This is a genomic window from Rhodococcus sp. M8, from assembly GCF_015654185.1.
Classification (GTDB): Bacteria; Actinomycetota; Actinomycetes; order Mycobacteriales; family Mycobacteriaceae; genus Rhodococcus; species Rhodococcus aetherivorans.
The window spans coordinates 1,805,561-1,819,997 of sequence record NZ_CP064065.1; the positions used below are offsets into that span (position 1 = coordinate 1,805,561).

Annotated in this window: 1 protein-coding gene (only partly in view); it reads right to left on the reverse strand. The window is 71.3% G+C overall.

Annotated elements, in window-relative coordinates; genetic code table 11:
* Positions 1 to 14,377, reverse strand: the 5' end (the start) of a protein-coding gene (locus ISO16_RS08040) for a non-ribosomal peptide synthase/polyketide synthase (protein WP_195886193.1). The gene continues 15,167 nt to the left of window position 1, outside the view; the window shows 14,377 of its 29,544 coding nt (coding positions 1–14,377); the start codon lies at positions 14,375 to 14,377; its stop codon lies off the left edge, out of view.
* Between the last annotated feature and the right edge of the window lie 60 nt (positions 14,378 to 14,437).

The window sequence follows — 14,437 nt, forward strand, 5'->3', positions numbered from 1 at the left end:
GGGCGATCACCGCCACGTCGCGCACCTCGTCGGCGCCGCGCAGCGCGGCCTCGATCTCGCCGAGCTCGATGCGGAATCCGCGCACCTTCACCTGGAAGTCGCTGCGGCCGAGGTACTCCAGGCGGCCGGTGGAGTCCCACCGGACGAGGTCGCCGGTGCGGTAGAGCCGCTCGCCGTCGCCGAACGGGGAGGCGACGAACCGCTCCGCCGTCAGATCCGCCCGGCCGTGGTAGCCGCGCGCCAGCTGCGCACCGGCGAGGTACAGCTCGCCGGACACGCCGACCGGCACCGGATGCAGGCGCCCGTCCAGCACGTAGACCCGCGAGTTCCATTCCGGCACACCGATGGACACCGAGGCGCCCGCGTCGTCCACCACGTCGCCCGCGGTGATCGACACCGCGGCCTCGGTCGGGCCGTAGAGATTGACCAGCTGCGCGCTGTTGTGTCGCAGGAACCGCTGCGCCGTCGCCGCCGGCAGCGCCTCACCGATCGCGAGCACCCGGCGCATCGACCTCGGCAGCATCCCGTCGGAGTCGACGAGCAGCGCCTCGAGCATCGACGGCACCACATGCAGGGTGGTGACCTCCTGCTCGGCCATCAGGGCGTTCAGGTAGCCGGGATCGCGGTGACCCTCCGGCGCGGCGATCACCAGCCGGCCCCCGGAGACCAGGGCCGACCAGAACTCCCACACCGACAGGTCGAACGTCGCCGCGGTCTTGAGCAGCGCCGCGTCCTGCGATCCGAGGCCGAAGTGCTCGCGCTTCCACAGCAACTGGTTCACGATCGCGCCGTGCGGCACCGCCACACCCTTCGGCTTGCCCGTCGAACCGGAGGTGAAGATCACGTACGCGGTGTTCGACGCACGCAGCGGCGCCCGCCGCTCGGCGTCGGTGACCGGATCACCGGCGTAGGTCGACAGGTCGGCCGTGTCGATCGCCAGGCGCGGGACAGACCTGTCCCCCGGGATCTCGACCGCGTCGGCGGTCAGCACCACCACCGGAGCCGCGGCATCCAGGATGTACCCGGTCCGCTCGGCCGGCTGATCCGGGTCGAGCGGCACGTACACGCCACCGGCCTTGGCGACGGCGTACATGCCGACGAGGAGCTCGATCGACCGGCGCATCGCCAGCGCCACCGTCGACTCGGGGCCGACCCCCGCCGAGATCAGGCGACGGGCAAGCCGGTTGACGCGGATGTCGAACTCGCCGTAGGTGAGCGTCTCACCCTCGAAGAACAGGGCCGTGGCGTCCGGAGTCCGGCGCACCTGCGCGTCGAACAGGTCGGGCAGGGTCACCGACGCGTCCACGGCGTGATCGGTGTCGTTCCAGCCCTCGAGCACCCGGAGCCGCTCGGCGTCGTCGAGCAGCGGCACATCGCCCACCGGGAGCGACGGGTCCGCCACCACGGCTTCGAGCAACCGCAGGAAGCGGCGGGCGAAACCGGCCACCGTGGACTCGTCGAACAGGTCCGTGGCATAGGTGAAGAAGCCGGTCACCCCGGCCGCGGCACCGTCCTCGGCGTGCCGGTCGGTGACGATCAGATGCAGGTCGAACTGGGAGATCTGCATGTCCGCGTCGACGTTCGCGATGGTCAGACCCGGCAGCTCGAGCCGGGACTGGGCGACGTTCTGGAACGACAGGCCCACCTGGAACAACGGGTGCCGCGCGGTGGAGCGGACGGGGTTGAGCACCTCCACGAGCCGCTCGAACGGCACGTCCGCATTGGCGAACGCCCCCAGGTCGGCCTCGCGGGCCTGTGCCAGCAGGTCCTCGAACGCCGCATCCGGCTGGACCTGCGTGCGGAAGACAAGGGTGTTGACGAACATGCCGATCAGATCGTCCAGCGCCCGCTCGTCACGCCCCGCGATGGGCGTGCCGATCGCGATGTCGTCCGTGTCGGACATCCGCGCGAGGAACACCGCGAGGGCGGTGTGCATCACCATGAACAGCGTCGTGTTGCTGCGACGGGCGAGGTCGATCAGCCGGGCGTGCAGCTCCGGATCGACGGCGAATCCGGTCCGGGCGCCGGCGAAGGACTGCACCGCCGGGCGCGGCCGGTCGGTGGGCAGGTCCAGCTGGTCGGGCAGACCGGCCAGCGCGTTCTTCCAGTACGCCACCTGCTTCGCCGCAACCGAGTCCGGATCGTCCTCGGACCCGAGGACCTCCCGCTGCCACAGCGCGTAGTCCGCGTACTGCACCGGCAGCGGCGCCCACGCGGGGAACTCGCCCTGCGAACGCGCGATGTAGGCCTGCATCAGGTCCCGGGTGAGCGGGCCCGCCGACGAACCGTCGGCCGAGATGTGGTGGACGACCAGGGCGAGCACGTGGTCGTTCGCGGCGAGCCGGAACAGCCGCACCCGCAACGGCACCTCGATGGTGACGTCGAAGGTCGTGGCGCCGAGTTCCCGGACGGCCGCGACGATGTCGTTCTCGCCGACCGCGATCGGGGTGAGATCCTGTTCGGCCTGGGCGGCGGGCACGACGACCTGGATCGGGCCCTCGGCCGTCTCCGGGTAGTAGGTCCGCAGGATCTCGTGCCGGGTGACGAGGTCACCGACCGCCGCCTGCAGCGCCGCGACGTCGAGCGTTCCGGTCAGCCGGATCGCCATCGGCACGTTGTACGCGGCGGTGTCCGTGTCGAAGCGGTTGAGGAACCACATCCGCTGCTGGGCCAGCGACAGCGGGATCCGCTCGGGACGCTGCCGCGCCTCGAGCGGCCGCCGGGCGTCGGCGCTCTGGTGCTGGACGGACACGGCGAGCGCCTCGACGGTGGGCGACTCGAACAGCGCGCGGATCGGCACCCGGACATCGAGCGCGGCACCGAGCCGGGATGCCACCTGGGTGGCGAGCAGGGAGTTGCCGCCGAGCTCGAAGAAGTCGTCGTCGAGACCGACCTGTTCGAGACCGAGCACCTCGGCGAACACCCGCGCCACGGCCTCCTCCGTGACGGTGGTCGGGGCCCGGAACTCCCGGGCCTCGAACACCGGCGCCGGCAGCGCCCTGCGGTCGAGCTTGCCGTTGGCGTTCAGCGGCAGCGCCTCGAGCACCACGAACGCCGCCGGCACCATGTACGACGGCAGCTGCTGCGACAGGGCCGACTTGAGCTCCGCCGCATCGAATTCTGCACCGGCGGCCGGAACCACGTACGCCACGAGCTGCGCGCCCCCACGCTCGTCGTCCCGCGCGATCACCGTCACGTCGCGCACCTCGTCGATGCCGCGCAACGCGGCCTCGATCTCGCCGAGCTCGATGCGGAATCCGCGCACCTTCACCTGGAAGTCGCCGCGGCCCACGTAGTCGAGCTCGCCGCCCCCGTCGCCCGTCCCGATCCACCGGACGAGATCGCCGGTGCGGTAGAGCCGTTCGCCGTCCCCGAACGGGGACGCGACGAACCGCTCCGCCGTCAGATCCGCCCGGCCGTGGTAGCCGCGCGCCAACTGCGCACCCGCCAGGTACAGCTCGCCGGGCACGCCGGCCGGGACCGGATTCAGCCGCGCGTCGAGCACGTACACCCGCGAATTCCACTCCGGGACACCGATCGGCACCGACACCCCGGTGGCGTCGTCGACCTCGTGGAAGGTCACCGACACCGCGGCCTCGGTCGGACCGTACAGGTTGTCCAACCGGGCCGTGTTGTGCGCCAGGAACCGTCGCGCCGTCGCCGCCGGCAACGCCTCACCGATCGCGAGCACCTGCCGGAGCGAGTTCGTCAGCGTGCCGCCGGACTCGACGAGCAACGCCTCGAGCATCGACGGCACCACGTGGAGGGTGGTGACCCCCTGCTCGGCCGCCAGGGCGTTCAGATAGCCCGGGTCGCGGTGCCCGTCCGGCGCGGCGATCACCAACCGGCCACCGGAGACCAGCGCCGACCAGAACTCCCACACCGACAGATCGAACGTCGCCGCCGTCTTGAGCAACACCGCATCGTCGGCACCGAGCGCATACTCCGCCCGCTTCCACACCAACTGGTTCACGATCGCCCCGTGCGGCACCGCCACACCCTTCGGCCGACCCGTCGAACCCGACGTGAAGATCACATACGCCGTGTTCGACGCCCGCAACGGCGCCAACCGCTCCGCATCGCCGACCGGGCCGTCCGCGAACACCGACAGATCCGCCGCATCGAGCTCCAGAGTGCGGACAGACCTCTCCCCCGGCACCTCGAACGCGTCCCGCCCGGTGGTCAGCACCACCACCGGAGTCGCCACCTCGAGAATGTACCCGGTCCGCTCCGCCGGCTGATCCGGATCCACCGGCACATACGCACCACCGGCCTTGGCCACCGCATACATGCCCACCAGCAACTCGACCGACCGGCGCATCGCCAGCGCCACCGTCGACTCCGGCCCCACACCCAGCGCAACAAGCTGCCGCGCAAGACGATTGACCCGGGCATCGAACTCGCCGTAGGTGAGCGTCACACCCTCGAACACCAACGCCGGCGCGTCGGGAGCGCGCCGCACCTGCTCGTCGAACAGATCCACCAACGTCGCCGAACCCCCGACCGCACGAGCGGTCTCGTTCCACGCCTCGAGCACCCGCACCCGCTCGGCCACCTCGAGAATCTCGATATCACCCAGCGCCACCGACGGATCGGCCACAATCGCCTCGAGCACCCGCACGAACCGCTCCGCGAAACCGGCCACGGTGCCCTTGTCGAACAGGTCCGTCGCACATGTGAACGTCGCGTCGATGCGGGCGGGCGTCCCGTCCTCGTCGTAGCGGTCGAAGACCGTCAGCTGCAGGTCGGTCTTGGCGAGCTCGAGTTCGAAGTTCGTCGGCGAGACGGTCAGCCCCGGCAGCTCCAGCTTCGTCTGCGCGAGGTTCTGGAAGGACAGGCCCACCTGGAACAGCGGGTTGCGGGCCGTCGAGCGCACGGGGTTGAGCACCTCGACCAGGCGCTCGAACGGCACGTCGGCGTTCGCGAACGCCCCCAGGTCCGTCTCGCGCACCTGGGCCAGGAACTCGTCGAACGCGACGTCGGACTGCACTCGGGTGCGGAAGACCAGCGTGTTGACGAACATGCCGATCAGATCGTCGAGCACCCGCTCGCCCCGGCCCGCGATCGGCGTGCCGATCGCGACGTCGTCGGTGCCCGACAGCCGGCCCATCAGGGTCGCCAGGGCGGCGTGGATCACCATGAACAGCGTGGCGTTGTGCCGGCGCGCCAGCTCCTGCAGGCCCCGGTGGACGTCGGCGTCGACGGTGAAGTGCAGCGATTCGCCGCGGAAGCTCTGGCGAGGGGGCCGCGGCCGGTCGGCCGGGAGATCGATCTGGTCGGGCAGACCGGCCAGGGTCCGCTTCCAGTACTCGACCTGCCCGGCGGCGACGGAGTCGGGGTCGTCCTCCGAACCGATGACGTCACGCTGCCACAACGCGTAGTCCGCGTACTGCACGGGCAGCGGCTCCCAGCCGGGCGCCTCGCCGCGGGAACGTGCCTCGTAGGCGATCGTGACGTCGCGCGCGAGGGGCGCCATGGAGGCGCCGTCGGCGGAGACGTGGTGCACGACGAACGCCAGGACGTAGTCGGAGTCGGTGATCCGGAAGATCCGCGACGCCACCGGCACCTGCCGTGTCACGTCGAAGGTCGTGGACATGAATGCGACGATCTCGCCGGTGAGGTCGTCCTCGGTGACGTCGTACGGCGTCAGGTCGGGCAGCGCGTCGTCCACGGGGAGCACGATCTGGTGCGGCTCGCCGTCCGGGTCCGGGTAGTAGGTGCGCAGCATCTCGTGCCGGCCGATCACGTCGCGGACCGCCGCCTGCATCGCGGCCAGGTCGAGCTCACCCTGGAGCCGCACCGCGAAGGGGATGTTGTCCACCGCGGAGGAGGTGTCGAACTGGTTGAGGAACCAGTAACGCTGCTGGGCCAGCGACAGCGGCAGCCGCTCGGGACGCGGTGCCGCCTCGAGCGGGCGCCGGGCGCCGGTACCGATCTGGCGGCCGACCTCCGCGGCGAACGCTTCGACGGTGGAGGTTTCGAACAGCAGCCGCAGCGGCACCGACGCATCGAGCGCCGCACCGATCCGCGAGACCACCTGCGTGGCGATCAGCGAGTTGCCGCCGAGGGCGAAGAAGTCGTCGTCGAGGCCCACCCGGTCGAGACCGAGCACCTCGGCGAACACACCCGCCACGATCTCCTCCACCGGAGTCGTCGCGGCCCGGAACACCTTGACCTCGAACACCGGCTCCGGCAACGCCTTACGGTCCAGCTTGCCCGACGCGTTCAGCGGCAGCGCGTCCAGTTCCACGAACGCCGACGGCACCATGTACGACGGCAGGTGCGCCTCGAGGGCACAGCGGGCGAGGGTGTGGTCGAACGTCCCGGCCGCGGGGACGACGTACCCCACCAGCTGATCCGACCGGACCAGTACCACTGCCTGCTCCACCGCCGGCACGTGCAGCAGCGCCGCCTCGATCTCGCCCAGCTCGATGCGCAGGCCGCGCAGCTTGACCTGGAAGTCCGTGCGCCCGATGTACTCGAGTTCCCCGCCCTCGGTCCACGTCACCAGGTCGCCCGTGCGGTACAACCGCTCCCCGGGCGCGCCGAACGGCGACGCGACGAACCGGTCGGCCGTCAGGTCCGCCCGACGGACGTAGCCGCGGGCCAGCTGCACCCCGGCCAGGTACAGCTCCCCGGCCACCCCCACCGGGACCGGGCGCAGCCGGGCGTCGAGCACGTACACCCGCGTGTTCCACACCGGCGCACCGATCGGCACCGACACCACGTCCGCGTCGGTCACCTCGTGGAACGTCACGTCCACCGCGGCCTCGGTCGGCCCGTACAGGTTGTGCACGCTCACACCCGGCAGCACCGACCGCACCCGGGCGGCGACGGCGGCGGCGAGGGCCTCACCGGACGCGAAGACGTACCGCAACGACGAGATCCCGCCGACCGCGGACTCCGCGACGAACACCGCCAACATCGACGGCACGAAGTGCGCGACCGTCACCGACCGTGCGCGCATGACCGCAGCGAGATACCCCGGGTCACGATGGCCGTCCGGCGCCGCCACCACCAGCCGCGCCCCGACCTGCAACGGCCAGAAGAACTCCCACACCGACACATCGAACGTGAACGGCGTCTTCTGCAACACCACATCCTCGGCGGTCAGCCCGTACCGCCCCTGCATCCACACCAGACGATTGACGATCGCCGCATGCGAGACGCCCACACCCTTCGGCCGGCCCGTCGACCCCGACGTGAAGATCACATACGCCGTGTTCGACGGCCGCAACACCCCCGCCCGGTCCGCGTCCGCGAGCGGCGTATCGGAATACCCCGACAGGTCCACCGCGTCGACGCACAGGACAGTCGTCTCCCCCGGCGCCTCGAACCCGTCCCGCGTCGTGGTCAGCACCACCACCGGTTCCGCCACCTCGAGGATGTAGCCGTTGCGCTCCGCCGGCTGATCCGGATCCACCGGCACATACCCGCCCCCGGCCTCCACGATCGCGTACATCCCCACCAGCAGATCCACCGACCGGCGCATCGCCAACCCCACCAGCGACTCCGGCCCCACCCCCACCGACACCAGATGCCGCGCCAACCGGCGCACCCGCCCGGCGAACTCGCCGTACGTCAGCGACTCGTCCCCGAACACCACCGCCACCGCCTCCGGCGACCGGCGCACCCGCTCCTCGAACAACCCCACCAACGTCACCGACGGCACCGGATGTGCCGTGTCGTTCCACACCTCGAGCACCCGCGACCGCTCCACCGGCTCGAGGATCTCCAGGTCGCCCACCGCCACCAACGGATCCGCCACCACCTCCTCGAGCACCCGCACGAACCGCGCCGCGAACCCCGCCACCGTCGACGCATCGAAAAGATCTGTCGCATAGGTGATCCCGACCGCGTATCCGGCGGAATCGGCTGTCTCGGCAGCCGTTTCGGCGAGGGAGAACTGCAGGTCGAACCGGGCGGTCGCGGCGTCGAAGTCGAGGCCCGAGACGCTCAGGCCTGGCAGCTCGAGGGACCCCATCGCCTGGTTCTGGAAGGACAGCATCACCTGGAACAGCGGGTGCCGCGCCGTCGACCGGGCGGGATTGAGCACCTCCACCAGCCGCTCGAACGGCACGTCCGCGTGCGCGAACGCGTCGAGGTCGGTCCCGCGTACCCGCGCGAGCAGGTCCGCGAAGGACTCCCCACCCTCGACCCGGGTGCGCAGCACCAGGGTGTTGACGAACATGCCGACCAGGTCGTCGAGTTCCTGCTCGCCGCGGCCGGCCACCGGGGTGCCGATGGCGATGTCGTCGGTGCCCGACAACCGCGCCAGCAGCACCGACAGCGCCGCGTGCACCACCATGAACGGGGTGACGTTACGCTCCCGCGCCACCCGTCCGATCGCGGCATGGAGTTCCGGTCCGAGCGAGAACTCGTGCACCGCACCCGCATTGGATGCGAACGCCGGCCGGGGCCGGTCCGACGGCAGGTCGAGCTGCTCGGGCAGCCCGGCGAGCGCGCCGGTCCAGTACGCTTCCTGGCTCGCGATCACCGAGTCCGGATCGTCCTCCGATCCGAGAACCTCCCGCTGCCACAACGCGTAGTCGGCGTACTGCACCGGCAGGGGCTCCCACTCCGGCTCCCCACCGGTGGCGCGCGCCGAGTACGCCACCACCACGTCACGCGTGAGCGGCCCCATGGAGAAGCCGTCGGCCGCGATGTGGTGCACGACGAGGACGAGAACATGCTCGGTCGCGGACACCTCGAACAACCGCGCCCGGAACGGCACCTGTGTCGACACGTCGAAGCCGGCCGAGGCCATCGTCAGGACCTCGCCGAGCAGCTCGGCCTCGGACACCGGGATCGGCGACAGATCGGGAATCACCCGCGAGGTCGGCAGCACCTGCTGGTACGCCACCCCGTCGGCGTCCGGGTACACCGTCCGCAGGGACTCGTGACGGGCCAGCACGTCGGCGACCGCCACCTGCAGCGCGTGCCGGTCCAGCAGTCCGGACAGCCGGATGGCCAGCGGGATGTTGTTCACCGCGGAGTCCGGTTCGAACCGGTTGAGGAACCACATCCGGCGCTGCGCCAACGACAGCGGGACCCGCTCCGGTCGGGTCCGCGCCACCAACGGCGCTCGGCTGCCGGAGGCGTCGGCCTGCTCGAGGCGCGCGGCCAGGGCGGCGACCCCGGACGCCTCGAACAGCGTCCGCACCGGAATCGTGGCGCCGAGCGCCGCGCCGAGACGGGAGATGACCTGCGTGGCGACGAGCGAGTTGCCGCCCAGTTCGAAGAAGTCGTCGTCCAGCCCGACGCGGTCCACGCCGAGGACGTCGGCGAAGACCCGCGCGACGATCTCCTCGACCGGGGTGGTCGGCGCCCGGAAGACGCGGGCCTCCTGCTCCGGTTCCGGCAGTGCACGCCGGTCGAGCTTGCCGCCGGGCGTCAGCGGGATCGAGTCCAGGACCACCACCGCATGCGGCACCATGTAGCTCGTCAGGAACTGCGCCACGGAATCCCTGACGGCGGCGCCGTCGAGTTCGGTGCCCGGTTCGGGGACGACGTACCCGACGAGCTGCTCACCACGCTGCCCGTCCCGGCGCACCGTCGCGACCGACTGGGCGACACCGGCGCACCGCGCGAGGGCCGCCTCGATCTCACCGAGTTCGATCCGGAAGCCGCGGATCTTCACCTGGTCGTCGGCCCGGCCGACGTACTCGACCACACCGGCCGCCTCGTCGCCGGGAGAGCCGAACCACCGCACCACGTCACCGGTGCGGTACATCCGGCTGCCGTCGGTGGCGTACGGGTCTGCCACGAACCGCTCGGCCGTCAGCCCGGCCCGGCCCAGATACCCGCGGGCCACCTGGATTCCCGCCAGATACAGCTCGCCGGGGACGCCGACCGGCACCGGCCGCAACCGGTCGTCGAGAACGAGCACCCGCATGCCGCGGACGGGGCCGCCCATCACCACCGGATCACCGGGCAGCAACGCGTCGCTGATGTTCGACGCCACCGTCGACTCGGTGGGACCGTAGGCGTTGAAGAACGCGCGGCGCGATCCGTCGGGCAGGATCGTCGCCCAGCGCGACACCAGGCCCGGGGAGCACGCCTCGCCGCCCGTGATCACCACGCGGACGCAGTCGAGGCCCGCAGGGTCCACCGAGCCGAGGGCAGCGGGGGTCACGAAGGCATGGGTGACCGCTTCGTCCGCCAGCAGGCCGGCGAGTTCGGCGCCGCCGTACACGGAGGTCGGCGCGACGACCATCGTCGCGCCCGCGCCGAACGCCAGCAGCAGTTCGAGAACCGACGCATCGAAGCTCGGCGACGCGAAGTGCAACGTCCGGGAGTCGGCGGTGACGGAATACCGTTCCACCTGTTCGGCACAGAAGGTCACCACGCCGGCATGCGCGACGACCACACCCTTCGGCGTGCCCGTCGTGCCGGAGGTGTAGATGACGTACGCCGGATGCGCCGGAAGCAGCGAGCGTACGCGCTCGGCGTCGGACACCGGTTCCGACGGCAGCCCGGCGCCGGCCTCGACCGCCTCCTCGAGCACGAGCCAGGACACCGTGCCCGGCAGCGCGCCGGCGGATTCGGCCGATGTGATACCCAGCGCCGCACCGGAATCCGACAGCATGTACGCGATCCGCTCGATCGGGTACGTCGGGTCCACGGGGACGAACGCCGCTCCGGACCGGACGACCGCCCACAGCGCGACCACCGACTCGATCGACCGCGGGACGGCGAGCGCCACACGGTCTTCCGGTCCGATGCCGCGGGAGATCAGCAGCCGCGCCAGGCGCGACGACGCCGCATCCAGCTCCCCGTACGACACGGACCGGCCGTCGAACCGCAGGGCCACGGCGCCGGGATCGCGCCGGGCGGCGGCGGACAGGATCTCGTCCAGCGTGCCGGCGGGCTCGGCCGGTGCGCCGTGCACCGACGTCAGCGCCCGCCGCTCGGGCTCCGACAGGAACTCGACGTCGCCCACCGCCCGCGCCGGCTCGGCCGCGACGGTCCCGAGCACCCGCAGCAACCGCCGCACGAACGAGGCGATCGTCGCCTCGTCGAACAGATCGGTGGCGTACCGCAGGTCGCAGGCGAGGCCACCCGGCTCGCCGTCCTCGTCGACCGTTTCGACGAAGATGAACGACAGATCGTACTGGGACTGTTCGAGATTCGCGGTGACCGGGCTGATCGCGAGGTCGCCGAGCTCGAGGGTGGTCTGTTCGAGATTCTGGAACGCGAGCATCACCTGGAACAGCGGGTGATGGGACTGCGACCGGACCGGATCGAGCACCTCCACGAGCCGCTCGAACGGGACGTCCGCGTGCCCGAACGCCGCGAGGTCGGACTCGCGCACGCGCGCCAGGAGCCGGGTGAACGGCTCGCCCGGCGCGACCTCGGTGCGCAGCACCAGGGTGTTGACGAACATGCCGATCAGGTCGTCGAGTTCCTGCTCACCGCGACCGGCGATCGGCGTGCCGATGGTGACGTCCGCCGAGCCCGACAGGCGGCTGAGGACGGCCGCCAGGGCGGCGTGCACCACCATGAACGGCGTCGTCCGGGTGTCCTGCGCCAGCCGGACGAGACCCCGGTGCACCGATTCGTCGACGGTGAAGGCGTGCACCGAGGCACGGTTGGTGGCGACGACGGGCCGGGGCCGGTCGGTCGGCAGGTCCAGCCGCTCGGGCACACCGTCGAGACGGCGCGCCCAGTACTCGATCTGCTGCGTGACGACCGACTGCGGATCGTCTTCCGAACCGAGGGCCTGCCGCTGCCAGATGGCGTAGTCGGCGTACTGCACGGCCAACGGCTTCCAGGCGGGTGCCTCGTGCCGGGTACGGGCGTCGTAGGCGACCATCACGTCCCGCGTGAGCGGACCCATCGAGAAGCCGTCCGCTGCGATGTGGTGCACCACGAGCACCAGCACGTGCTCGGTGTCCGAGACCTGCAGCAGACGGACGCGAACGGGCACCTCGGTCGTGACGTCGAACCCGGCCGCGACGGTGCCCGCCACCGTCGACACGATCTCGGACTCGGTCACCCTCGCCGGCGTGAGGTCCAGTTCCACGCCGGAGGCCGGCAGCACCTGCTGGTAGCCAACCCCCTCCGTCTCCGGGTAGACGGTGCGCAGCACCTCGTGCCGCGCGACCACGTCCGACACGGCCGCCCGGAGCGCGTCGACGTCGAGCGTCCCGGACAGCCGCAGTGCGACCGTGATGTTGTTGACCGCCGAGCCGGGATCGAGGCGGTTGAGGAACCACATCCGCCGCTGCGCCAGCGACAGCGGCACCCGCTCCGGCCGCACCTGCGGCACCAGCGGAGGCCGGTGGGAGTCGCCGGCGGCCATCGCCGTGTCGACGAGCGTGGCGAGCTGCGCGGCGGTCGGGGCGTCGAAGAACTCCCGCACGTCGATGCGGACCTTGTGGTCGGCGTTGATACGTGCCACGACGCGCGTCGCACTCAGCGAGTTGCCGCCCAGGGCGAAGAAGTCGTCGTCGACGCCGAGACGCTCGACGCCGAGCACGCTCTCGAAGGCCGCGACGACCGTCTCCTCGGTGGGAGTGCTCGGTGCGCGGTATTCGGTTGCCAGAGAACTGAAGTCGGGCTCGGGCAGGGCCCTGCGCTCGAGCTTGCCCGACGCGTTGAGAGGGAACTCGGTCATCTCGACGAACAGCGACGGCACCATGTAGTCCGGCAGCCGCCGGCGCACGGCCGCGGCCAGTTCGGTGCGGTCGATCGGTTCGCCGTCGGTGACGAGGTAGCCGACGAGGTGGTCGCCGAGCGTCTCGTCGGAGTGCACGACGACGACCGCCTGCCGGACCCCGGGATGGTCGAGCAGGGCGGATTCGATCTCGCCGAGCTCGATGCGCAGGCCGCGCAGCTTGACCTGGAAGTCGGTGCGGCCGACGTACTCGATCAGGCCCTCGGCGTTCCACCTGACCAGGTCACCGGTGCGGTACATGCGGTCGCCGGGCGCACCGAACGGGTCGGCGACGAAGCGGTCCGCGGTCAGGTCGGGTCGGCGCAGGTAGCCGCGCGCGAGCTGGATGCCCGCGAGGTACAGCTCTCCCTCGACACCCTGCGGAACGGGTCGCAGGCCCTCGTCGAGGACGTAGAGGTCGGTGTCGGCGACGGCCGCACCGATGGGGACGACGGTGTCGTCACCGTGGGTCGCGTAGTAGGTGACGTCGACCGCGGCCTCGGTCGGGCCGTACAGGTTGTGCAGCCCGGCCGTGGAGATCCGGTGGAATCGGGCGACGGTCTGCGCGGGCAGCGCCTCGCCCGAGGCGAAGACGTACCGCAGCGAGGTGACGGCCGCGGCGGTGGGCTCGGCGAGGTAGACCGCGAGCATGGACGGGACGAAGTGGGCGACCGTGACCCGGCGCTCGATCATGGTCTGCGCGAGGTAGGCGGGGTCGCGGTGGCCGTCGGGCCTCGCGATCGACAGGCGCGCCCCTACCTGCAGCGGCCAGAAGAACTCCCACACCGACACGTCGAACGTGAACGGCGTCTTCTGCAGCACGACGTCGTCGCCGCGCAGCCCGTACTCGGCCTGTCGCCAGGCGATGTTCGCGACGATGGCCCGGTGCTCGACCGCGACGCCCTTCGGGCGGCCGGTGGAGCCGGAGGTGAAGATGACGTACGCGAGACTGTCGGCGGTCAGGGGGCCGAGCCGCTCGTCGTCGCGCACCGGGTCCGCGGACACGTCCGCGAGGTCGAGGGTGTCGACGAGCACCACGGGCACCGATCCGGGCAGATCCACCCGGTCGCGGGCGGTGGTGACCACCGCGACGGGTTCCGCGGTGTCGAGGACGTAGGCGATGCGGTCGGCGGGGTGATCCGGGTCCAGCGGCACGTAGGCCCCGCCGGCCTTGACGATCGCGTACATGCCGACGAGCAGGTCGAAGGACCGCCGCATCGACAGGCCGACGCGCGCGTCCGGGCCCACGCCGAGCCCGATCAGGTGCCGCGCGAGCCGGTTGACGCGGGCGTCGAACTCCGCGTAGGTCAGGGTCTCGCCGTCGAACTCGAGGGCGACCGCGTCCGGGGTCGCCTCGACCTGGGCGTCGAAGCGGCCCGCGAGGGTGCCGAGGTCGGGGCCGGCGGGGGCGGCCGCCGCGTCGCCGAGGACGGACGCGGCGTCGGCGAGGAGCCGGTCGAGCACGGCGGGCAGCCCACCGTCGGCGAGAAGCGCGGGCGCGAGGTTGGACAGCACGACCGGGACCAGCGCTTCGATACCGAGCACGCCCCCCATCGCGGCGTCGAGGGTGGCGATCTCCTGCTGGAGCCGGCTGTAGGTCAGCTGCGTGTCACCGTGGGCGAGGGCGACGCGGTCGGGCTCGCGGTCCACGACTCCGGCCAGCAACCGGGGCAGGTCTGCGATCGTCAGCGCCTGCTTGCCCGACGTGCCTTCAGCCATCTACTTCATCCTCCGATACCTCTGCGTGTCGCACACAGTCGTGCGCGCTCCGTCGACCCC